Annotated in this window: 16 protein-coding genes and 1 riboswitch; of the genes, 9 read left to right on the top strand and 7 right to left on the bottom strand. The window is 70.1% G+C overall.

From position 1 onward, the window contains the following. Nucleotides 1-22 precede the first annotated feature (22 nt). From recC to arfB, 4 genes are read left to right on the top strand one after another with little or no spacing between them, the layout of a single operon-like run. Nucleotides 23-3,361: an exodeoxyribonuclease V subunit gamma gene (recC, locus tag HWX62_RS08970; RefSeq protein WP_175929555.1), complete on the top strand. Its 3,339-nt coding sequence runs from the start codon at nt 23-25 to the stop codon at nt 3,359-3,361. Then, on the top strand, nt 3,358-7,065 hold the full coding sequence (gene recB / locus HWX62_RS08965) for an exodeoxyribonuclease V subunit beta (protein ID WP_175929554.1): 3,708 nt from the start codon (nt 3,358-3,360) through the stop codon (nt 7,063-7,065). Before recC ends, recB begins: the two co-directional genes overlap by 4 nt. Further along, the gene (locus HWX62_RS08960) at nt 7,062-9,383 is read left to right on the top strand and encodes an AAA family ATPase (RefSeq protein ID WP_175929553.1); all 2,322 of its coding nucleotides are present in this window, start codon (nt 7,062-7,064) and stop codon (nt 9,381-9,383) included. Before recB ends, HWX62_RS08960 begins: the two co-directional genes overlap by 4 nt. After that, entirely contained in the window at nt 9,380-9,784 is a 405-nt protein-coding gene (gene arfB / locus HWX62_RS08955; protein WP_175929552.1) for an alternative ribosome rescue aminoacyl-tRNA hydrolase ArfB, read from the top strand. The genes HWX62_RS08960 and arfB overlap by 4 nt, the downstream gene beginning before the upstream one ends. Nucleotides 9,785-9,835: 51 nt before the next feature. On the opposite strand, the gene HWX62_RS08950 is transcribed toward arfB, so the two are convergent. The 5 genes from HWX62_RS08950 to thiC all read right to left on the bottom strand — a co-directional run bounded on the left by HWX62_RS08950 (nt 9,836) and on the right by thiC (nt 15,405). Further along, the gene (locus HWX62_RS08950) at nt 9,836-11,116 is read right to left on the bottom strand and encodes an EAL domain-containing protein (protein WP_175929551.1); all 1,281 of its coding nucleotides are present in this window, start codon (nt 11,114-11,116) and stop codon (nt 9,836-9,838) included. Nucleotides 11,117-11,510: 394 nt separating this feature from the next. Next, entirely contained in the window at nt 11,511-12,437 is a 927-nt protein-coding gene (locus HWX62_RS08945; RefSeq protein ID WP_175929550.1) for a DMT family transporter, read from the bottom strand. 120 nt (nt 12,438-12,557) lie between these two features. Next, a complete protein-coding gene (locus HWX62_RS08940) occupies nt 12,558-12,812 on the bottom strand; it encodes a hypothetical protein (RefSeq protein ID WP_175929549.1) in 255 nt (84 codons plus the stop codon). A 216-nt stretch (nt 12,813-13,028) separates the two neighbouring features. Further along, nucleotides 13,029-13,241: a glycine zipper 2TM domain-containing protein gene (locus tag HWX62_RS08935; protein WP_175929739.1), complete on the bottom strand. Its 213-nt coding sequence runs from the start codon at nt 13,239-13,241 to the stop codon at nt 13,029-13,031. Between the two features lie 232 nt (nt 13,242-13,473). Next, complete coding sequence (gene thiC, locus HWX62_RS08930; RefSeq protein ID WP_175929548.1) at nt 13,474-15,405, bottom strand: phosphomethylpyrimidine synthase ThiC; 1,932 nt, start codon at nt 15,403-15,405, stop codon at nt 13,474-13,476. Between the two features lie 123 nt (nt 15,406-15,528). Beyond that, a riboswitch (TPP riboswitch) is annotated at nt 15,529-15,645 on the bottom strand. A gap of 269 nt (nt 15,646-15,914) precedes the next feature. Between thiC and HWX62_RS08925 the strand changes: the two genes are divergently transcribed. From HWX62_RS08925 to HWX62_RS08905, 5 genes are all read left to right on the top strand, one after another. Further along, nucleotides 15,915-16,175 carry a pentapeptide MXKDX repeat protein gene (locus HWX62_RS08925; RefSeq protein ID WP_175929547.1) on the top strand — a complete coding sequence of 87 codons (261 nt, stop codon included), beginning with the start codon at nt 15,915-15,917 and terminating at the stop codon, nt 16,173-16,175. 75 nt (nt 16,176-16,250) lie between these two features. After that, nucleotides 16,251-16,883, top strand: a complete 633-nt coding sequence (locus tag HWX62_RS08920; protein ID WP_175929546.1) for a cytochrome b/b6 domain-containing protein — start codon at nt 16,251-16,253, stop codon at nt 16,881-16,883. A gap of 27 nt (nt 16,884-16,910) precedes the next feature. Continuing rightward, nucleotides 16,911-17,699, top strand: coding sequence for a molybdopterin-dependent oxidoreductase (locus HWX62_RS08915; protein WP_175929545.1), 789 nt, complete (start codon nt 16,911-16,913; stop codon nt 17,697-17,699). 357 nt (nt 17,700-18,056) lie between these two features. After that, nucleotides 18,057-19,811, top strand: a complete 1,755-nt coding sequence (locus tag HWX62_RS08910; RefSeq protein WP_244136002.1) for an RICIN domain-containing protein — start codon at nt 18,057-18,059, stop codon at nt 19,809-19,811. 340 nt (nt 19,812-20,151) lie between these two features. Next, complete coding sequence (locus HWX62_RS08905) at nt 20,152-21,327, top strand: EamA family transporter (protein ID WP_175929544.1); 1,176 nt, start codon at nt 20,152-20,154, stop codon at nt 21,325-21,327. A 21-nt stretch (nt 21,328-21,348) separates the two neighbouring features. Here HWX62_RS08905 and HWX62_RS08900 read toward each other — a convergent pair whose 3' ends face one another. Together HWX62_RS08900 and HWX62_RS08895 are read right to left on the bottom strand one after the other, a co-directional pair. Next, nucleotides 21,349-22,548, bottom strand: a complete 1,200-nt coding sequence (locus HWX62_RS08900) for an MFS transporter (protein ID WP_175929543.1) — start codon at nt 22,546-22,548, stop codon at nt 21,349-21,351. Between the two features lie 169 nt (nt 22,549-22,717). Further along, nucleotides 22,718-23,542, bottom strand: coding sequence for a phosphodiesterase (locus HWX62_RS08895; protein ID WP_175929542.1), 825 nt, complete (start codon nt 23,540-23,542; stop codon nt 22,718-22,720). Nucleotides 23,543-23,566: the final 24 nt, after the last annotated feature.

Below are 23,566 nucleotides of genomic sequence, written 5' to 3'. Positions count from 1 at the left end.
GCGAGGTTCCGACGCCCGCCTCATGCTCCATCTCTTCTATTCGAACCGTCACGAAACGCTGGCCGACGCACTGCTCGAGGATCTGGCCGCGTTCCCGGCCCGCAACGGTCCGTGGGCGCCGCAACAGGTCATCGTGCCGAGCGCGGCGCTGCGCCGCCGCCTCGAGCTCGACATCGCCGCGCGCAATGGCGTGTGCGCGAACGTCGAGTTCACGTATCTCGCGCAGTGGCTGTGGGCGCAGATCGGCCGTGTGCTGCCGGTGCCCGCGCGCTCGCCGTTCGCGCCCGACCGGCTCGTGTGGCGCTGCTACCGGCTGTTCGCGCAGGCGGCCGACGGCGCGCCGTGGCGCGCGTCGCCGCGGCTCGCCGCGTATCTGTCGGCCGCCGACGATGCGATGCGTTACGAACTGGCCCATCGCGTCGCGGCCGTGCTCGATCACTATCTGACTTATCGCCCCGAGTGGCTGGCCGCGTGGCAGGCCGGCGAATCGGTGCTCGCGGGCGATGGCGCGCCGCGTGGCGTCAGCGACGCCGCGCGCGACGACGAGCGCTGGCAGGCCGCGCTGTGGCGCGCGCTGCTTGCCGAGCTGAGCGACAGCGGCACGCCGCCGGCGCACCGCTTCCTCGTCGAGGCGCGCCATCTCGATGCCGATGCGATCGCGCGCGCCGACTGGCCCGAATCGGTCAGCGTGTTCGCACTGCCGACGATGCCGCCGCTGCACGTCGCGCTGTTGCGCGAACTGTCGCGCTGGATCGACGTGCGGGTCTACGCGCTGAACCCGTGCCGCGAATTCTGGTTCGACATCGTGACCGCCGCGCATGCCGAGGCGCTCGATGCGGCCGGGCGGCTCGACTACCAGGAAGTCGGCCATCCGCTGCTCGCCGAATGGGGCAGGCAGACGCAGGCGCAACTGCACATGCTGCACGAACTGACTGAAAGCGCGGCGTCGGGCGATGCGTCGCGTTTCGTCGAGAATCCGGCGCCTACCTGGCTTGCGCGCGTGCAGAACGCGATCCTCGCATTGCAACCGGAAGCCGAAATCGGCGATGCGCCGGTCGAGCGCGGGATCGAGGTACACGTGTGCCACAGCCTCGCGCGCCAGCTCGAGGTGCTGCATGACCGGCTGCTCGCGTGGTTCGACGCCGACCCGAGCCTGCAGCCGTCCGACGTGCTCGTTGCAGTGGCCGATCTCGCCGCGGCCGGGCCGCTGATCGACGCGGTATTCGGCACGGCAGGCGCCGGCGGCGCGCGGGTGCCTTACCGGATCACCGGCTTGCCGCCGTCGCAGGCGAACCCGGTCGCGCGCGTGCTGCTCGACTGGCTCGCGTTGCCGCAACGGCAGGTCGGCGCGCCGGAGCTGGTCGAATGGCTGCGCGTGGATGCGGTGGCCGCGCGCTACGACATCGATGCGGCCGCACTTGAAACGGTGCAGACCTGGCTCGCGGCCGCCGGCGCGCGGCGCGGGCTGTCGCCACTCGCGAGCGACGACGCGGCCGTGCCCGCACCGCGCCATACGTTCTCCGATGCGCTCGCGCGGCTCTTTCTCGGCTATGCGATGCCCGAAGGCGCGGCCCCGATCGGCGCGTGGCTGCCGATCGAGGCGGCCACGGGCAGCGAGGCCGAACTGCTCGGCCGGCTCGCACGGTTTACCGACGATCTCGACGGCTTCGCGCGACGGCTCGCGGAGTCGCATACGCCGCGCGGCTGGAGCGAACTGTTTGCCGACACGCTCGCGCGCTTCTTCGATTCGGGCGCGGCGTATGCCGACGCGCTGGCCGGCGTGCGCGACGCGCTCGACGCGATGCTGGCCGCGATGACGGAAGGCGCGCCCGACGAGGCGTTGCCGGCCGCAGTGATCCGCGCGGGGCTTACCGCGGCGCTCGACGATCCGGCTCGCGGCGGGGTGCCGTGGGGCGGCGTCACGTTCTCGTCGCTGACGAGCTTGCGCGGGCTGCCGTATCGCGTCGTCTGCCTGCTCGGGATGGACGACGGCGTGCTGCCGAGCCTTGCGCGCGCGGACGAATTCGACCTGATGGCCGTGATGCCGAAGCTGGGCGACCGGCAGCGCCGCGACGACGAGCGCAATCTGTTCCTCGACCTGCTGCTGGCCGCCCGCGACCGGTTGCTGATCGCCTATACGGGCCGCAGCATTCGCGACAACGCGCCGTTGCCGCCCGCGGCACTCGTCGACGAACTGCTCGATCATCTGGCGATCGTCACGGCCGGGCCCGACGCCGCGCCGGATGCGGTCGATGCCGCGCGGCGCGCGTTCATCGTCGAGCATCCGTTGCAGCCGTTCGCGGCCGCCTATTTCCAGCCGGGCAGCGACCTCGTTTCGTACGACGCCGAGCGGGCGACGCTCGCGTCGCTGCTGGCCGCCGAAGCGTCGCGCGACGGGCCGCGCGAGCAGCCGTTCTTCGCGCAGCCGCTGCCGGCCGAGCCGGTCGAGCCCGTCGCGTTCAGCGAATTCGAACGTTTCTGGCGGCATCCCGCGCGTGCATTGCTGCGCGGCCGGCTCGGCATCGTGCTGGCCGACGCGCAGGCCGAACTGCTCGATACCGAGCCGTTCGCGCTCGACTTCGCCGGCAGCGACGCGCTGGCCGAGCGCGTGCTGCCGCTGCTGATCGAAGCGGGCGAGGGCGCCGTGCACGATCACGCGCTGCGCATCGCGGACGCGAGCCCCGAACTGCCCGGCGGCGCGACGGGCGCGGTGTGGCGCGACCAGGCGCTCGGCTCGATGACGCAGCTTGCGTCGAACGTGCGCCGTGCGCTGGCCGACGGCATCGAGCGGCGGCCGTTCTCGCTCACCGTCGTGCCGGCATGGCCCGACACCGAACAGGCGCTGTTCGGCGCCGACGACGCGATGCTCGCGGCCGACGCGGTGAGCGCGCCGCTCGAATTGCACGGCACGCTGAACCGGCTGACGCCGGCGGGGCAGGTCATCTACCGCTATGCGCGGCCGAGCGCGCGCGACTACCTGTCCGCGTGGCTCGCGCATCTCGTCTATTGCGCGATCGAGCCCGGCGGCCCGCGCCGCACGTTGTGGTTCGGCAGCGGCGGTGCGTTCGAGCTGACGCCCGTCGCGGCGCCGCTCGAGCGGCTCGCGCCGCTCGCCGCGCTGTTCCGCGCGGGGCGGCGCATGCCGCTGCGGTTTTTCCCGCGCAGCGCGTGGGCTTGCGTGTCGGACGGCGAGACCAAGGCCGCGAGCGTGTGGATCAACGAGCGGGTCGTGAGCGAGGCCGACGATCCGGCCATCGCGATCGCGTGGCGCGGCGCGCATCCGTCGCTCGACGAGCCGTTCGGCACGCTCGCGCGGCTCGTGTTCGAGCCGCTCGTCGCGCATCTGAAGGAGGTCGCATGAGCGCCGCATCGCCGCAGCAGGCGCTCGAGCTCGACGTGTTCGCATGCCCGCTCGACGGCGTCAACCAGATCGAGGCGTCGGCCGGTACCGGCAAGACCTGGAACATCTGCGCGCTGTACGTGCGCTTGCTGCTGGAAAAGGATCTCGGCGCGGACGAGATCCTCGTCGTGACCTTCACGAAGGCGGCGACGGCCGAGCTGCACGAGCGGATTCGCGGCCGGCTCGCGCAGCTCGCGCATGCGCTCGACACGGGCGACGACGGCGGCGATCCGTTCATCGAGCGCCTGCTGGAGACCACGCTCGGCGAAGACGGCGCGCTCGATCCCGACACGGCCGCGAAGCGGATCCGCCGCGCGCTGCGCGCGTTCGACCAGGCTGCGATCCACACGATCCACGCGTTCTGCCAGCGCGCACTGCAGGAAGCGCCGTTCGCGGCGGCGATGCCGTTCGCGTTCGACATGGAGGCCGACGATGCGTCGCTGCGTTTCGAACTCGCGGCGGATTTCTGGCGCACGCGTGTCGAACCGGCGGCCGCGCGCTGGCCGGGCTTCGCGACCTGGCTTGTCGAATCGGGGGCCGGGCCGGCCGCGCTCGATGCGCAGCTCGCACGCCGGCTGAAGAAGCCCCTCGCCGCGCTGCGCTGGGACGGCGTGACCGAGCCGGACGAAGCGGCCGAAGCGGCCGCGGCCGAATGCTTCGCGGAGGCCGCTCGGATGTGGGCGGCCGAGCGCGACGCGATCGCCGCGCTGTTGCACGCCGCGCAGCCCGCGCTCAATCAGCGCTCGCACAAGCCCGACGCGGTGGCTGACGCGCTCGCCGCGTGGGCCGCGCATTTCGGGCAGGGCGACGCGACGGCCGCGCTGCCGAAGGCCGCGCTGAAGCTCACGCAAACGGCGCTGACGAAGGCGACGAAAAAAGGCGGCGCGACGCCCGCTCACGCGTTCTTCGAGGTGGCCGACGCGCTCGAGGCGGCCGTTGCAGCCGCCGAGGCCACGCAGCGCGCGCGCTGGCTCGCGCTGATCGCCGAATGGCTCGACCGGGCGCCGGGCGAGCTGGCGGAGCGCAAGCGCACGCGTCGCGTCGTGTCGTTCGACGATCTGCTCGCGAACCTGTATCACGCACTGCATGCGCATCCGTGGCTTGCGGAGACACTGCGCGCACGCTATCCGGCCGCGCTGATCGACGAATTCCAGGACACCGATCCGCTGCAGTTCGCGATCTTCGACCGGATCTTCGCGCCGGGCGGCCCGCTGTTCCTCGTCGGCGATCCGAAGCAGGCGATCTACAGTTTCCGCGCGGCCGACCTGCATACCTATCTCGCCGCGCGTGCGCGGGCGAGCGCGTGCTATACGCTCGCGGTCAACCAGCGCTCGACGCCCGCGATCGTCGACGCGTGCAACCGCTTCTTCCTGTCGAATCCGCGCGCGTTCGTGCTCGACGGGCTCGACTATTACGCGGTGCGCGCCGGCACGCGCGTGCGGGCGCCGTTCGTCGACGAAACCGATCCGGGCCCGGCCGGCGATTTCCGCGTGTGGACGCTGCCGGGCGGCGAAGACACGCTGCTCAAGCGCGATGCGCAGGCGCAGGCTGCGCAGGCCTGCGCGGCCGAGATCGCGCGGCTGATGCGCGGCGCGCGTGAAGGGCGCGTGCGGTTGGGCGGCACGCCGTTGTCGCCGGGCGACATCGCGGTGCTCGTGCAGACGCACCGGCAAGGCAGCCTCGTGAAGCGCGTGCTCGCGACGTGGGGTATCGGCAGCGTCGAACTGGCGCAGGCGTCGGTGTTCTCGACCGGCGACGCCGAACAGCTCGAACGCGTGCTGGCGGCGATCGACGCGCCGGGCGATCTGCGGCGTTTGCGCGCGGCGCTCGCGTCCGACTGGTTCGGGCTCGATGCCGGCGCGCTGTGGCGCATGGAGCAGGGCGACGGCGGAGCGCCACCCGCCGCGTCGGCGGCCGACAGCGTCGATGCGATGAGCTGGGTCGAGCGCTTCTCGCGGTATCGGCTGCTGTGGCGCGAACGCGGCTTCGCGGTGATGTGGCGTACGTTCACGCGCGAGCTGCGGATCGCCGAACGGCTGATGGCCGGGGAGAACGGCGAGCGCCGCGTGACCGACATCAATCATCTGGCCGAGTTGACGCAGGCGCGTGCATCCGCGCAGCCGGGTATCGCGCCGACGCTGCGCTGGCTCGCCGCGCAACGGCTCGACGGCGGCGGCGAGGAAGCGCAACTGCGGCTCGAATCCGACCGCAACCTCGTACAGATCGTCACGGTGCACAAGTCGAAGGGGCTCGAGTACGCGATCGTGTTCTGTCCGTTCCTGAACGACGGCGGGCTGCGCGAGCCGCCGTCGTCCGCGCTGCCCGATGCGCGCGAGTATCACGACGAGGCGGGCGATGCGGTGCTGCATTACGGATGCGACGACGAAGCGACCGCGCACGCGGCGCGGCAGGCGCTGCGCGAGCAGGCCGCGGAACGTGCGCGGCTCGTCTACGTGGCGCTCACGCGCGCGGTGTATCGCTGCTATGTCGTCGCCGGGCCGTATCTGTCGTCGCGTTCGACGCGCGAGGCGCGGCGCAGCGTGCTCAACTGGCTCGTCGCGGGCGCCGGCCATGCGTTCGATGCGTGGCTCGACGAGCCGCCCGACGAAGCCGTGCTCGATGCGGCATGGCGCGCGCTCGCGGGCGGCCCCGTGAGCGTCGCGCCGCTGCCCGTGCCTGCGCGTCGCGAGCGTCTCGCGGCCGGCCACGACGCGTCGCAGACGCTCGCGGCGCGCCATGCGACGCGCGTGCTGCGCGATGCGTGGCGGATGGCGAGCTTCAGCTCGCTGACCGCGTCGATGGCGCGCGAGGAGGCGGGCGTCGCAGCCGTGCCCGACGACGAGCTGCGGCCCGATCACGATGCGCTCGCCGCGGTGACGCCGGACGGCGAACCGATATTCGCCGATACGATCGCGGCCGAGCCGCCGGACGACGACATCCTCGTGTTCCCGCGCGGCGCGGCGGCCGGCGAATGCCTGCACCGCCTGTTCGAGCTCAGCCGGTTCACGGAGCCCGAATCGTGGCACAAGGCCGCGCTCGGCGCGCTGCACGACCGGCCGGTGGAGGCCGAGCCGGCGCTCGCGGCGCGCCTGCCGGCGATGATGGTGCGGCTCGTCGACGATGTCGTGCACACCGAACTGGTGCCGGGCATGCGGCTCGTCGATCTCGATCCGGCGAAGCGGCTCGACGAAATGGGTTTCCTGTTTCCGGCGCCGTCGCTCGACCTGACGGCACTGCGCCGGCTGCTGGTCGCGCACGGCTATCCGGACGTTGCACTGGAGGCCGGCACGCTCGCCGGTTTCATCAAGGGTTTCATCGACATGATCGTCGAACACGACGGCTGTTTCTGGATCGTCGACTGGAAGTCGAACCACCTCGGCACGACGCCGGATGCCTACGGCCCGCGCGCGCTCGACGTCGCGATGGCCGATCACGCGTATCACCTGCAGGCGCTGCTGTATACGGTCGCGCTGCATCGCTACCTGCGCGGCCGGCTGCCCGATTACGACTACGACACGCACATCGCGGGTTACCTGTATCTGTTCGTGCGCGGCGTGCGGCCCGGCTGGCGCAGCGGCGGCGAGCCGGCCGGCGTGCATGCGCGGCGGCCCGCGCGCGCGCTCGTCGACGCACTCGACCGGATGATGGAAGGGGGCCGCGCATGACCGCGTCCGACGACATGCTCGAATTCACCGGTGGCCTCGTCGCGCGGCTGCCCGAGCCGGCCGATTTCGGCATCGCGCTCGCGGAAGGTTTCGCGCGCCGCATCGGCGATCTCGCGCGGCGTGCCGGTGCGCCGTCTGCGTCGGCACGCTGGGCGGCGCGCGCCGCGTTCGCGACGAGCCGCGCGACCGCGGGCGGTCACGTGTGCGTCGCGTTGGGTGCACTTGCACAGCGTTACGAAGCGCCGCTCGACGAGGTCCGCGCGGCGCTGGCCGCGAGCGGCGTGGTCGCGTTCGGCACGCTCGCGCGCGGCGACGAACGGCCGCTGATCGTCGACCGGCACGATCACCTGTACCTGTCGCGCTATTTCGATTACGAGCGGCGGCTCGCCGATGCGCTCGTCGCGCAGGCCGGCGTCGCCGCGCCGGACGACGGCCTGTCGCCCGAGCGGTTGCGCGACAGTCTCGCCCGCTACTTCGGGCCGGCTACCGGCGAAGTCGACTGGCAGCGCGTCGCGGCGATCGTCGCGCTGACGGGCCGCGTGACGATCGTCAGCGGCGGGCCGGGCACGGGCAAGACGACGACCGTCGTCGGCGTGCTGGCCTGTCTGCTCGACGCGCACCCGGGGCTGCGCATCGCGCTGGCCGCGCCGACCGGCAAGGCCGCGCAGCGGATGCAGGAAGCGCTGCACGCGCGCGCCGGCGATCTGCCGCCCGAACTCGCGGCACGCCTGCCCGACACGTCGTACACGTTGCACCGGCTGCTGGGCGGCGGCGGGGCGGCCGGCTTCCGGCATCATCGCGACAATCCGTTGCCGTACGATCTGATCGTCGTCGACGAGGCGTCGATGATCGACGTCGCGCTCGCCGCGCATCTGCTCGACGCGCTCGCGCCGGGTGCGCGGCTCGTGTTGCTGGGCGACAAGGACCAATTGGCCGCGGTCGAGGCCGGTGCCGTATTCGCGGAGCTGAGCGCGCGGCCGGCATTCACCGCCGCGGCGCGCGCGCGCATCGCGCAGGCGCTGGGTATCGACGAGGCGACGTTCGTCGCGGCGTTGCCGGTGCCCGACGAGCCCGCGCCGGCAGCGGTTACGGTCGCGAATCCGGTGTCCGCCGCCGCACGGGTTCCGGCGCCGCCATCGGCATCGGCGCCTGTTTCGCGCAAATCGGCGCGTCGGCCGACAGCCGATGCGCGACAGGCGTCGCTTTTCGACGACGAACCGCAGGATGACGAGGTGCCGTCGACCGGTATCGCATCGTCACCGCTCACCGAGTCGGCACCGGCCGACGCCGGCGCACCGGACAATGCGCCCGCCTGGATCGAGGCGGACGAACTCGCATGGCTCGATGCCGTCGAGCTGCCGCCGTTCGACGCCGGCGACGCGGCGCTTGCCTCGATGACGGCGGACGCATCGCCGTTGGCCGGCGAAGCCGCGGCCGCGGCCGCGGCCGCGGCCGCGTCCGCCGGCACGCCGGCTCCGGCGCCGCTCGCGGACTGCGTCGTGTGGCTCGAACGCAATTACCGCTTCGGTCTCGATTCGCCGATCGGGCGGCTGTCGCTCGCGATCCGCCGCGGCGACGTGCAGGCGGCGCTCGACGCGCTGCCGGCCGACGACACGGCCGCCGCCTCGTTTCACGACGATGCGGGCGACACGCTGGCGTCGTCGACGGTCGCGCGGCTCGCACACCGTTTCGGCGCCTACCTCGACGCATTGCGCGACGCGCTGGCCGCGCCGGTACCCGATCCGCTGCCGCTGTTCGACGCGCTCAACCGGTTCCGGATCCTGTGCGCGACCCGCAGCGGCGCGCGCGGCGCGGAACACGTCAATGCGCTGGTGGCCGCGCATGTGCGGCAGGCGGCGCGCGTGCCGCTCGCGGTCGGTGCGCACTGGTTCACCGGGCGGCCGATCATGGTCACGCGCAACGACTATGCGCTGGGGCTGTTCAACGGCGACATCGGCATTGCGCTGCCCGACGCGCACGGTGTGCTGCGCGTGTGGTTCCGGCGCGCGGACGGTACCGCGCGTGCGGTGTCGCCGGCGGCGCTGCCGCCGCACGAAACGGCATTCGCGCTGACGGTGCACAAGTCACAGGGCTCGGAGTTCGACGAGGCGGCGCTCGTGCTGCCCGCGTCGTTCGGCCGGGTGCTCACGCGCGAGCTGGTCTACACGGCCGTCACGCGCGCCCGCACGCGCGTGCAGGTGATCGGGCCGCGGCGCGTGCTGGCGCAGGCGGTCGCGACGCGCACGCAGCGCGATTCGGGGCTCGCGGCCCGCGTCGACGAGGCGCTGGCCCGGCGCCGCACGGAGGCTTCGCGATGATGATCCGCTACACGCTCGATCCGGCCGAGGTCGAATGGACGGCCGTGCGCGCACAGGGCGCGGGCGGGCAGAACGTGAACAAGGTGTCGAGCGCGATTCATCTGCGCTTCGACATTCGTGCGTCGTCGCTGCCGCCGGTCCTCAAGGAGCGGCTTCTCGCGCTGTCCGACCAGCGCATCACGCGCGACGGCATCGTCGTGATCAAGTCGCAGGAATATCGGACGCAGGAGAAGAACCGCGAGGCCGCGCTGGCACGGCTCGACGCGCTGATCGGCAGCGTCGCGTACACGCCGCGTGCCCGGGTCGCGACGCGGCCGACGCGCGCGTCGAAGGAGCGGCGGCTCGAGCACAAGTCGCGCCGCAGCGCGGTGAAGTCGGGGCGCGGGAAAGTGGTCGACTGACGAGCGACGCGCCGGTGCGCGCCGAAGGCGAACGTCCGCCGCGCGCACCGGCTAGCGCATCACGGTGCCCGCGCTGTCGAGCACGAAGTCGACGCAGAACACGACGAGCCGGCTCTGCGCGCGCATTGCGACGGCGGCCGTATAGCAGTCGCGGCCTTCCGTCAGCGAGAAGTGCGGGCCCATCAGCGCGACGCGCCCGGGGGCGGCGATCGCGCGCTGGAAGTACGGGCGTCGCGACCAGTTGCTGTGGGTCTCGGGGAACAGCGGCGCGAGGCGGGTCGCGCTCGCCTGGCTGTCGTCGGGCGGCGCGCCGATCGACGGCAGGAACTGTTCGCCGGTCTCGTCCGTGACGAACACGCGACGCGCGGCCGGCACCGCGAACACGCGCTGCGCGGCGTCCTGCAGGTTGCCGCTCGCCGAAAACGCCGCCGCGCCGCCGAGCACGAGCCGTTCGATCGCGTCGAAGCCGGGCTGTTCGGCGGCCACCGGCGTGTGCCGGCGGGCGAGGAAGCGCCGCCACGCGGCGTCGAGCATCGCGGGCGCCGCCGCGCTCGCGTGCGCGATCGATGCGTCGGGCTGGCCGAACTGGAAACCCTGCACGAAATCGATGTCGGCTTCCATCAGCGCCTGCAGCGCGTCGTCGCTCTCGACGCCTTCGGCCAGCACCATCGCGCCGGCCTGGTGCAGCATCGACACGAGGTGATGCATGATGCGGCGATCGTCGGCCGAGCCGGTCGAACGCTCGACGAGCGAGCGGTCGAGCTTCACGATGTCGGGCCGCGCCCGCCACACGCGGTCGAAGTTCGAGAAGCCGGTGCCGAAATCGTCGATCGCGATCAGGAAATCGCGATGCTGGATCATGTCGATCGTGCGGGCGAGCGCGGCTTCGTCGCGCGCCGGCTGTTCGACCACTTCCAGCACGATGCGATTCGGCGGCAGCGCGAAATGCCGGCACAGCGCCTCGACGAACTCGCGCTGCACGAGGCCCGTATCGAGTACGCGCGGCGTCACGTTCAGGAACAGCCAGCCGTCGCCGATGCCTTGCGCGACGAAATTGGCCGTGTGCAGGCAGCGCGCGAGCCGGTCGAGCAGCAGCGCGTCGGCGTCGCCGCGCGTCTTGTCGAACAGGGCGGTGGGCGACACCAGCGCGCCGTTCCCGTCGACGACGCGCAGCAGCGCTTCGTAGCCGACGACGCGCTTGTGCGTGATCGACAGCACGGGCTGGAACACGCTGCGCAATGTCGTGGTGCGATAGGTGGCGAGCCAGCCGTGGGGTGTCGGCGTGAGGCGTTCGAGCAGCGCGTCGAGCGACAGGTCGCGGGCGGGCTTCATGTCAGCGGAGCCCGGCAACGGGCGGTGGGGCGGCGGCGCGCCACCACGCCGATGCAGCCGCATGCGCAGGCGGACGCGAAAGAACGTGGGGCATCGAGACCGCCTTCTGCGGATAGGTATTTCGAGTGTAACGGGATTGCCGCGCCGCGCGTATCAGGGTAACTCCAGACGCAAACGGTACACCGCGACTCCGGCCCGCGGGCAGCGGCGCCGCAGGCGGACGATGCAGGGCCGCCGCGAAACGAAGGGCGTCGCAGCGGCGCACGGCTGCCGCTGTCAGACGAATGACACGCATGCCCGCGCACCGCGCCGCGATCGGCCGTACCTCGGCAAGTCCGCCGTCTGCACTACCGCGCGACGGACGCCGACCCGTGCGCCGCGGCGTGCCGGATCATCAGGCCGCTTCGCCGCCGCGCGGCCTGACGCCGGGGATCCGCTTGATCACGCCGGTGGCGAGCGCGGTGCCGACGAGCACGATCGCGCAGCCTTCGATCATCACGGCCGACACGTGTTCGCCGAGGAACAGCGCGCCCCACAGCAGCCCGAACACGGGGATCACGAACGTCACGGTGATCGCGCGGGCGGGCCCGATATGCGCGATCAGGTGAAAGAAGATGAAATACGCGATGCCCGTGCACGCGACGCCGAGCGCGAGCACCGCCCCCCATGCATGCACGCCGACCGGCGTGGCCGGCCACGTCGCGATCGCGAACGGCAGCAGCAGGACGGTCGAGCCGATCATGCTGCCCGCTGCGTTGACGAGCGGATCGACGCCGCCGAGCTTGCGTTTCGTATAGTTGGCCGCGATGCCGTACAGCAGCGTCGCGCCGAGTGCGGCCGCCGCGGCGAGTGCGGTCGCGCTGGCGCCCGTGTCGCCGTGCGCCGTCGCGATCTGGTTCCACACGAGCGTGAGCACGCCGGCGAACCCGATGACGAGGCCGAGCGCGCGCGGCAGCGACAGCTTGTCCTTCAGCCACAGGTAAGCGACGAGCGCGCCCCACAGCGGCGTGGTCGCGTTGATCACCGACGTCACGCCGGCCGACAGCGTGAGCTCGGCGAACGCGAACAGGCAGAACGGGATGCCGGAATTGAGCGCGCCGACGACGAACAGCGGCCACGCATGACGGCGCAACCGGGTGCCGAGATCGGCCGGCTTGAAGCGCGTCAGCGCGAAGCCCGCGAGAAACAGCGCGCCGATGCCCACGCGCAGCGCCATCAGCGGCGCGACGCCGAAATCGACGACGCCGACCCGGATGAACAGGAAGGAGGCGCCCCACAGGGCGGCGAGCACGGTCAGCAGGAAAGCGTTCTTGGGCGACATCGATCGGCGAGGGTGGGGACGGGATGCGAGGAATCTTACACCGCGTTACCGCGCCATCGTTTCACGATCGGATGAAACGACAAGAAACGGGCATGTCGCCGGTTGCGCCGGCGCGGCCAGTCAGTGATGGCGCCAGCCGCCGCGTCCGCCGAAGCCGAAATTGAGCGACAGCGCCGGGCCCCAATAACCGCCCCACGCGGGCGCATACGCCGGCGCCGGGTAGTAGTAGGCGGGCGCCGGGTCGACATACACGGGCGCGGGCTGTACCGCCACCGGCGCCGCCGTGTAATAGCCGCCCGGATAGTAGCCGTACGGGTAATAGCAGCCGGCGAGCGTCGTGCAGGCGAGCGCCGCGGCGGCGAAGGTCCTGTTCATGATGTGTCTCCGGCGGAGCCGGCCATCGGCAGATGCTTTCAGCTTAGGCCGTGTACCGATGACACGGGATGAAAAACGGTAACCGATCATTTCCGGACGGTGGCGCACCGATTGCACCGCCGCATGCGAAAACGGCGTTTCCGCACTGCGGAAACGCCGTCGGGCCGACTGGCCGATGGCGGCCGGGCGACGCCCAGCCGGCCGATGCCGGGTTGCTTACTTGCCGACCTGGTTACCGATGATGCCGCCGGCCGCCGCGCCGCCGAGCGTCGACAACGCGTTGCCGCCGATCGCCGCGCCGGCGACGCCGCCGACACCCGCACCGATTGCCGTATCGCGCTGGCGCCGTGACATCGAATCGCAGGCCGACAGGCTGGCGACTGTCGCGACGATAAGCGCGCATACCCCAAAACGCCGAATCGAATTCATGATCGTTGTCCTTGTGGTAGTGAACGGAAGGCGCACGACCGGCTGGCGGCCGCGCATGTCCCCAATCTACGCGCCGTCCCCCGACGCTGCTGTAAGGACTTGTTAAGGCTCGCGCGGTTTCGTAATCAATTGTTTCGCTTGGGGCCGCAGGCACGCGACGTGCGCAAAAAAGCCCGCTCGAAAGCGGGCTTCGTGCAGCGCGATGCGAGCCGGCGCAGCTCGTCGCGCACGCTTACTGACGGTGGTAGATCTCGGCGCCGGTCTTCACGAACTCGACCGCCTTGACTTCCATCCCCTTCTTCAGCGCTTCGGTCTCCGACACGCCTTGCTGCGCCGCGAACTCGCGCACGTCCTGCGTGATCTTCATCGAGCAGAAATGCGGGCCGCACATCGAGCAGAAGTGCGCGACCTTGGCCGAATCCTTCGGCAGCGTCTCGTCGTGGAATTCGCGCGCCTTGTCCGGGTCGAGGCCGAGGTTGAACTGGTCTTCCCAGCGGAATTCGAAGCGCGCCTTCGACAGCGCGTTGTCGCGCACCTGCGCGCCCGGGTGGCCCTTGGCGAGGTCGGCGGCGTGCGCGGCGAGCTTGTACGTGATGATGCCTTCCTTCACGTCGTCCTTGTTCGGCAGGCCGAGGTGTTCCTTCGGCGTCACGTAGCACAGCATCGCGGTGCCGAACCAGCCGATCATCGCGGCGCCGATGCCCGACGTGATGTGGTCGTAGCCCGGCGCGATGTCGGTGGTGAGCGGCCCGAGCGTGTAGAACGGCGCTTCCTTGCACCAGTCGAGCTGGAGATCCATGTTCTCCTTGATCAGCTGCATCGGCACGTGGCCGGGGCCTTCGATCATCACCTGCACGTCGTGCTTCCACGCGATCTGCGTGAGCTCGCCGAGCGTCTTCAGCTCGCCGAGCTGCGCTTCGTCGTTCGCGTCGTAGATCGAGCCGGGACGCAGGCCGTCGCCGAGCGAGAAGCTCACGTCGTACGCCTTCATGATCTCGCAGATCTCTTCGAAGTGTTCGTACAGGAAGCTTTCCTTGTGATGCGCGAGGCACCACTTCGCCATGATCGAGCCGCCGCGCGACACGATGCCCGTCATCCGGTTCGCGGTGAGCGGCACGTACTGCAGGCGCACGCCCGCGTGGATCGTGAAGTAGTCGACGCCTTGCTCGGCCTGCTCGATCAGCGTGTCGCGGAAGATTTCCCAGGTCAGGTCCTCGGCCTTGCCGTTGACCTTTTCGAGCGCCTGGTAGATCGGCACCGTGCCGATCGGCACCGGGCTGTTGCGGATGATCCACTCGCGCGTTTCATGGATGTGCTTGCCGGTCGACAGGTCCATCACCGTGTCGCCGCCCCAGCGGATCGCCCACGTCATCTTGTCGACTTCCTCGCCGATCGACGACGTGACGGCCGAGTTGCCGATGTTCGCGTTGATCTTCACGAGGAAGTTGCGGCCGATGATCATCGGCTCGGATTCCGGGTGGTTGATGTTCGCCGGGATGATCGCGCGGCCGCGCGCGACTTCGTCGCGCACGAATTCAGGCGTGATCTCGGCGAGCGCGTTCGCGCCGAAGGCCGCGGCGCCGAATGCCTGGCCCGGGTGCTGGCGGCCCATCATCGCGGCGAGCTTCGCGCCGTTCGGGCCGCTCGACTTCAGGCTCTCGATGTACTCGGCGCGGCGCTGGTTCTCGCGGATCGCGATGTATTCCATTTCCGGCGTGATGATGCCCTGGCGCGCGTAGTGCATCTGCGTGACGTTCTTGCCGGCCCGCGCGCGGCGCGGGTTGCGGTGCAGGCCCGGGAAACGCAGGTCGGCCGTGGCCGGATCGGCCGCGCGCTCGCGGCCGTATCGACTCGACAGGCCGTCGAGCACCTCGGTGTCGCCGCGCGCTTCGATCCAGCGCTGGCGCAGTGCGGGCAGCCCCGCGCGGATGTCGATCTTCGCGTCCGGATCGGTGTACGGGCCCGACGTGTCGTACACGTAGATCGGCGGGTTCTTCTCGCCGCCGAAGCCGGTCGGCGTGTCGGCCTGCGTGATCTCGCGCATCGGCACGCGGATGTCGGGTTGCGAACCGGTGACATACACCTTGCGCGAATTGGGCAGCGGCGCGACGGCAGCGGCATCGACGTGGGCGTCGGCAGACAGAAACTTCGGATTGGCGTTCATGCAATCTCCTGTGCGGGCGCCGGACAGGCGCTTCGGCGCTTGCCCGGAGCCCTTGACGAATGTGGGGCTCGAGCTAAGCAGGAGACGAGGCTTGGTGAGGCGGCGGATTCGTCAGAAGGATGGCGGCGAAATCCGTACGCTTCCCTGCGCTGGCATTATCCAGATCAGGTTCAAAGGGTATTTCTCACCCGCAATGCCGGCTGTTTGACCGAGCGCATTGCAGGACCCCCGCGTTAGCAAGGGCACACGATACACCGGCTCGGCGGCGGTTTCAACCGGGTGCGAAGCCGATGGCGCCGGACGGCAGGCGCGCCGCGGCCGCCGACGCGCGCACGGTGCGCCGCAGCAAGCGCCGCCGTCGAGCCGCCTCGTGGTCCGGGATGGCACGGACGAGCAGTGCAGCATGTCCTTTCCTTGTCTGCGCCCTCAAAAATTTTTCGCCATCGCTGTCATTTCCGGCGGTGTGCTCCGTCTATTCGGCTCCCCAACCCATGTATCGGAGAGATGTCATGAAAAACGTATTCCTCGCCGCCTGTGTCGCGGCACTCGCCACGATCGCAACGGGCGCCCATGCGCAGAACGACGCGATGTCGAAGGACGGCATGTCGATGTCGAAGGACGCGATGGGCCACGACGCGATGGCCAAGGATGGCGCGATGAAGAAGGACGGCATGAAGAAGCACGCGATGAAGAAGGATGCAATGGGCCACGATGCGATGAAGAAGGGCGACGCGATGAAGAAGGACGACGCCATGAGCCCGTCGAACTGACGAATGCGGGCGGGGCGCGGCCGCCGGCTACCGCTGCGCATCGCGCCCCGTCGCTTCATCCCGGGAGGCTTCATCATGCAAACGGTTCCTGTCACGGATCGTGCGAGCGCGCCGCCACCCGCGCCGACGATCCATCCGCGGTGGGTGCGCGCGAGCCACTGGCTCAACGCGCTCGCGGCGATCCTGATGGCGCTGTCCGGCTGGCGCATCTACGACGCGTCGCCGATCTATCCGTCGTTCACGTTCGCGCACGGCATCACGCTCGGCGGCTGGCTCGGCGGCGCGCTGCAATGGCATTTCGCGGCGATGTGGCTGCTGGTCGGCAACGGGCTGTTCTACCTCGCGATGTCGATCGCGACGGGGCGCTTCGCGCGCAAGCTGCTGCCTGTGGCACCTGCGTCGGTGTGGCGCGACGTGCGCGCCGCGCTCGGCGGGCGGCTGTCGCACGACGACCTGAGCGTCTACAACGCGGTGCAGCGTGCCGCGTACCTGACCGCGATCGTCGATCTCGTCGTCCTGGTGCTGTCGGGGCTCACGATCTGGAAATCGGTGCAGTTCCCGCTGCTGCGCGAGCTGTTCGGCGGTTACGACAACGCGCGCATCGTGCACTTCTGGGCGATGGCGCTGCTGGTCGCATTCGTCGTCGTCCATGTCGCGATGGCGTTGCTGGTGCCGCGCTCGCTGCTCGCGATGCTGCGCGGCCGCTGACCCGCTTCGCGGGCGAAGGAAATCATCATGTCGGAATCCGAAGAAAACCGCGGCGTGCAGCACTGGACACTCGACCGGAAGTCGCTCGAACTCGACGTGCGCCGCGAACTCGAGATGCCGTCGCGGCGGCTGTTCAACCGGCGCGTGCTGACGCTCGGCGGCCTCGCGATGCTGACCGGCTGCACGCTGCAGGACGACGCGTCGGTCAACACGTTCCTCGAGCAAGTGTCGCGCATGAACGATCGCGTGCAGGCGTGGCTGTTCGACCCGAACCGGCTTGCGCCGACCTACACCGAGGCCGACATCACGCGGCCGTTCCCGTTCAACGCGTACTACGGGATCGACGACGTGCCGCACGTCGACGAATCGACGTATCGGCTCGTGCTGTCGGGCCGCGTGACGGGGCAGCGCGTGTGGACGCTCGACGCGCTTCGCGCGCTGCCGTACGCGGAACAGATCACGCGGCATATTTGCGTCGAAGGGTGGAGTGCGATCGGCCGCTGGGGCGGCACGCCGTTCGGCGCATTCCTCGCGCGTGCCGGCGCCGACACGCGGGCGAAATACGTCGGCTTCAAGTGCGCGGACGACTACTACGAAAGCATCGACATGCCGACCGCGCTGCATCCGCAGACGCTGCTCGCGTTCGAGTACGACGGGCGCCCGCTGCCACCGGAGTACGGCTTCCCGATGAAGCTGCGGATGCCGACCAAGCTCGGCTACAAGAACCCGAAGCACATCATGGAAATCTTCGTGACCGATACGTTCCCGGGCGGCTACTGGGTCGATCAGGGCTACAACTGGTTCGGCGGATCGTGAAACGGGCCGCGCGATGCATCGGCGTCGCGCGGCGGTTTCAGCGCGGCAACAGGTGGAAACACCATTGATTTCCAAATCGGACAGCCACTTCATTTCGGACTTGTCCGATTGTTTGGTTTAGTCGCGATTTTTTATAATTTCCTTTCTCGTGAAGGTCGCCCATCCCCGAGTATTCAGTGCTCGCGACGTTGTCATTTCCGCGTCGATTGATGGGGTCCGCATCCGGCTTCAGCCGGATTTCATCCATTCGTTATCCGAATCGTAAGCGACTTGTCGAGTCACGCTGGCCGCACGGCCTGTCGATGCGTGCACGGCTACGTCCTCCTTTCTCTCATTCGCGGTTGAGGTCAATTGAACATGAGCTTTGTATTTTTCCGGCATGGTATGCCGTTGGGGGTATTTTGCCTGGTCGCGGGGCTGACGTTGTCGGCCTGCGGCGGGGGTGACGACGATACGTCCGTGGTCGTGACGAATGAAGAAACGGTCCCGCGGCCGGCGCCGGAGGATATCGAGCCGGCCGATCCGCATCCGCCGACGACGCCCGAGCCTCCCGCGCCTCCCGCGCCGGTTGAGCCGTCCGTGCCGCCACCACCGGAGCCGCCTGCGCCACCGCCGGAACCTCCGGCACCGCCCCCGGAACCTCCGGCACCGCCGCCCGAGCCGCCTGCGCCGCTCGACCTGAGCTTCACCCTCCGCAACCTCGCGCAAGGTGATGAGCGTTGCCTCGCGATGTCGACTGCCAATGGCGTGGATGTCGATTTCCAGGCCTGTTCGGGAGCGGATGCGCAGCGCTGGCGGATGGACAGGGCCAGCAACTATTACTTCAGGGTGAAGAACGTGCTCGCCGAAGCGCAAGGTCGAAACGTCTGCTTGCGCGTGGCGCCTGCTGCACCGGGCGCGGCGACCCTGGCACCGTGCGACGGCAGCGATTACCCGACGACGCGGCTCTGGCGTGTGCCGACGCTCGACCAGAACGGCGCGTTCACGATGCTCAACAAGCACTGGAGAGATCTGGGTCGTGGCGCGTCGCTGCAAGCGACGGGGAACACGCTCGCGATGCTGCCCGCAGGCGACCAGCCCGAGGCGCGCTGGATTTACGAGGGCGAGGTGCCTAGCCTGATGCGCAGGGTGACCGGCGTCGACAGTGCGCTGCTGATAACGGGTTACTTCACGGGCCAGGCCGCGGCGAATCCCGCCGAACCGATCCGCAACGCGGTATTCGGTGACGGCACGGGTTCCTCGTCGTTCGCGGACTACCTCAAACAGGCATCGCACGGCAATTACGCGCTCGATGGCACGGTACTGACCGACGTCTATCTCGGCGACGTCCCGGCCGGTTGCCGTACGGCGGACATTCGGGCGCAGGCGAAGGCTGCTGCGCTGGCGCGTGGCGTCGACGCCAGCAAGTTCAATTTACTGCTCATCGATTTCCCGTCGGTCAGCGCGTGCAAGTTTGCCGGTGTGGCGGGGAGTCCCGGCAACTGGATCTTGTCGAACGGTTCCGGTAAAGGGTACTGGATGTGGACGCACGAATTCGGTCACTCGATCGGCGCGGACCATCCCGATTCGTTGCGGAATTGCCCGGTCAAGGATGGGGCCGTCACGGTCGGCCCGGATTGCGTGACGGGTGGCATCGACGATCCGACCGATACGGTGGGCGGTGGCGGCCGGCGAATGTATCCGGTCAATTATCAACTGTTCACCGGCTGGCTCTCCGAGGACGACGTGCCGGCGATCGTCAAGCCCGGCACGTATCGCCTCGCGCCGCTGTGGAGCACGCTGCCGGGCAAGCAGGGCTATCGGCTGCCGCGAGGCGACGGCACGGCATTGATACTCGAATTCCGCCGTCCGCAAGGCAAACCCGGCTCGTACGAGGATTGGCCGGACACATCGCCGTTCGTCAATGGCGTGACCGTGCGAATCACGCGTTATCTGAGCAACGCGAGCATCAGGAACACGCTCATCGACGCAACGCCGGGCAGCGCCGCCGGCATGAAGGACGCACCGCTGATGCCGGGCAAGTCGCTCGTCGATACGGTATCCGGACGGCGAATCACCGTGCTGTCGGCCGACGCGAGCGGCGCGGTCGTGCGGGTCGAGTTGGCGCCGTAGCGGCGCGCGCGCCGGGTTCCGCGACGCGCGGCGGTTCGCGCTCGGCAGCCCGGTGTCGCGCCGAAACGTCAGTCGGGATCCTTTCAGCAAGGTCTCCGGTTGCCTTTCTAATCCTTGATGCATAATGCCTGACGTGCGTGGCCGAATGGCCGCGCACGCTTTTTTTTGCCCGTCCGTGGCCGGATTGCCCGGGCCCGCTTATCGTTGCCGTTCGCACCGTCATGTCGTTCCGCATGTCTTTGTTCGCCGTTCCGGTCCCGGCCGGCGCACGTGCCGGCCTCGCCGGTATTTCCCGTCTTTCCCGCTCGCGCCCGCGGCGGGGTGTCCGGGGGCTCGAACGATGACTCCGCTCGACCGCCTCCTCGATTTCCTCACCCGCTTCTCGTTCCGCATCCGCCTGCCGCAAAGCCGCGGCGGCCGCGTGGCGCTCGCGCTCGTGTTCATCTATTTCGTCTGGGGTTCGACCTACAGCGGGCTGCATTTCGCGCTGCAGTCGTTCCCGCCGCTGCTGCTGTCGGGACTGCGCAACCTGCTCGGCGGGATCGGCCTGTTCATCTTCGCGCTGCGGCGCAAGCCCGAGTGGCCGACGCTGCTGGAAATCCGCAACTCGGCGATCGTCGGCACGATGCTCGTCGCACTGTCGTCCGGCACGATCGCGCTCGGCATGCGCACGGTCAGCAGCGGGTCGGCCGCGGTGATGGTGGCCACGGTGCCGCTGTTCGCGACCGTGATCGCGGCGGTCGCCGGGCGGCCGGTGGCGAAGGGCGAATGGGCGGCCGTCGCGCTCGGGATGGTCGGCATCGTCGTGCTGAATTCGGGCGGCGCGGCCGCCGCGAACTCGGCGCTCGGCACGATCTGCGTGCTGGCCGGCGCGCTGTTCTGGGCGGGCGGCGCGCATCTCGCGACGCGGCTCAGGCTGCCGTCCGACCTGTTCCTGTCGACGTCGCTGCAGATCGGCCTCGGCGGGCTGATGTCGACGATCGTCGCCTGGCTGCTCGGCGAACGCATCGAACAGCTGGCCGTCGGGTCCGTGTTCGCGTTCGTGTACCTGATGGTGTTCTGCACGATGGCCGCGTACGTCGCGTACGGCTACCTGATCCGCCACACGAGCCCGATCATCGCGAGCAGCTGCATGTACGTGAACCCGATCGTCGCGGTCGCGCTCGGTGCGCTGCTGCTCGGCGAACCGGTGACGATGGCGACCGTGGTCGCGACCGTCGCGATCCTCGGCAGCGTCGGGTTGTCGTTCGTGTTCGACCCGGCGCGCCGACCGGCGGCTGCGGCGACCAGTTCACCGGCCGTGGCGGCCGAGCAGGCGCCGGCGGCGGACGTTGCGCCCGTCGCCGAGCCGCTCGCGACGCCGGATGCGGCGCCCATTCTCGCGCCTTCCGCCGTCCCGCTCGCGGTGCCGACGCCCGCGGCGGTGATGGATCCCGGCGCGGTGATCGACCCGGCCCCGGCGTTCGCGTCGCCGCCCGCCGCCGAGCCGGCCGCCGCCTCGCGCACCGACGCGTGACGCGGCGGTAGCCGGTCGCGCTCAGTCGCGCCGGCCGCCGCGGTGGTGGAACCAGCCGGCCAGCGCGGTAAACAGCAGGCCGGCCGCGCACATGCCGGTCCAGCCGAACGCGTGCCATGTGGCGACGCCGGCCGACGAGCCGAGCGCGCCGCCGATGAAGTAGCACACCATGTACACCGTATTGACGCGGCTGCGTGCTTCTGGCTTCAGCGCATAGATGCGCGACTGGTTCGAGATCTGCGCGGCCTGTACGCCCACGTCGAGCACGATCACGCCGATCACGAGCCCGACGAGGCTCGAACCCGACAGCGCGAAGATCACGAACGACAGTGCCAGCAACGCGATCGCGAGCGAGATGACCGCGCGCGGGCCGCGCGTGTCCGCGGAGCGGCCCGCATACGGCGCGGCGAGCGCGCCCGCGGCCCCGACGATCCCGAACAGGCCGGCTGCCTGCGGGCCGAGATGGAACGGTGCGCCGGCGAGCAGCAGCGTGAGCACCGGCCAGAAGGCGCTGAACGCGGCGAACAGCGCGGCGCCCGTCAGCGATGCCTCGCGCAGCCCGCGCAGTTCGACGGCCAGATGCCACATCGAGCCGAGCAGCTTGCCGTACGACAGCGCCGACGTCGGCGAGCTGCGCGGCAGCCGCAGCACGATCACGACGGCGAGCGCCGCGAGCGCCGCGACCGATGCGGCGAACACCGCGCGCCAGCCGAAATATTCGGCGACGAAGCCGGCGGCCGTGCGCGCGAGCAGGATGCCGAGCAGCAGGCCGCTCATCACGGTGCCGACGGCGTGGCCGCGTTCGGCCGGCGGTGCGATTTCGGCGGCGAACGGCACGGCCTGCTGCGCGATGGTCGCGAGGATGCCGATCGCGAGGCTGGCAACCGCGAGCACGGCCAGCGACGGTGCGGCGGCCGCCACGATCAGCGCGATCGACAGCCCCGCGATCTGCAGCAGGATCAGCCGGCGGCGATCGAACCGGTCGCCGAGCGGCGCGAGCAGGAACATCCCGGCCGCATAGCCGAGCTGCGTGGCGGTCGGGACCGCGCCGATCCACGACGCACTGCCCGGAAAGGACGCGCGGAAGCTGTCGAGCAGCGGCTGGTTGTAGTAGATGTTCGCGACCGAGACGCCCGCGATCGTCGCGAGCAGCAACAGCAGGCTGCGCGAGTAGTGGGGCGAGGCGGCGTCGGTCGGGCGGTCGGTGGAGGCGGTGGACATGGCAGCGGGCACGGAGTGGGGCGGCGCGGCGGGCGGCGCACGCGTCGGGTGCGCAGGCAGGCGGGCGCCGGTCGAGGCTGCCGATCATACCGGAGCGACGCGAATCCTGCCGGCGGCACGCCTGCATCGCCGGCCGGTGGCCGCCCGTCACTGCACGCGCTTCACGCGGTCAGTCGACCAGCTCGCCCGTCGGCTCGTAGAACGGATACGGCCCCGCGCCTTCGTCCATATAGACGTGATGCGACGTCATCCCCGTGTCGGGCGCATGACGATGGACCGCGAACGCCGGCGGTTCGAGCCGGAAGGCGGACGGCGCGTCGGTCCGCAGGTCGAAGGCGACCTGGTGCGCGGGCGACGGTACCGCGCACGCGAGCGTGCCGCCGAAGCGCGTGAACATCGTGCGATGCACGTGACCGCACAGCACGCGCTCGACGTTCGGATGATCGCGTAGCAGCGCGTCGAGTTTCGCGGCGGCGGCGGGCGCGAGACGCAGCTTGTCCATATGGCCGATGCCCGACACGAACGGCGGGTGATGCAGCGCGACGATCACCGGCTGCGCGCGCGCGGCGTCGAGCTGCGCGGCGAGCCACGCGAGCCGTGCGTCGCACAGGTCGCCGTGGCTCGCGCCCGGCACCTGCGAATCGAGCGCGAGCACGCGCACCGCGCCGACGTCGAACGCGTACTGCACGAATTCGCCGTCCTGCCACTCGGCGCGATCGGCGAACGCGCGGCGCAGCCCGGCGCGGTCGTCGTGATTGCCGATCATCAGGTAATACGGAATCTCGAGCGCCGCGAGCAGCCCGCGCAGGTTGCCGTACTCTTCGTCGTGGCCGAAGTCGGTCAGGTCGCCGGTGACGAGCACCGCGTCGGGGCGCGGCACGAGTGCGTTCAGTTTCGCGACGCAGCGCGCGAGCGCGGCCGCCGTGTCGACGCGCCGGTACGCGAGCTGGCCCGGACGCTTGATGTGGAGATCGCTGATTTGAGCAAGCAGCATCGTCGTTCCTCGGAATCGTCTGGT

The sequence above is a fragment of the Burkholderia sp. BCC0506 genome (genome assembly GCF_902833145.1).
Lineage (GTDB): Bacteria > Pseudomonadota > Gammaproteobacteria > Burkholderiales > Burkholderiaceae > Burkholderia.
This window is presented reverse-complemented; position numbering and strand designations above follow the sequence as displayed.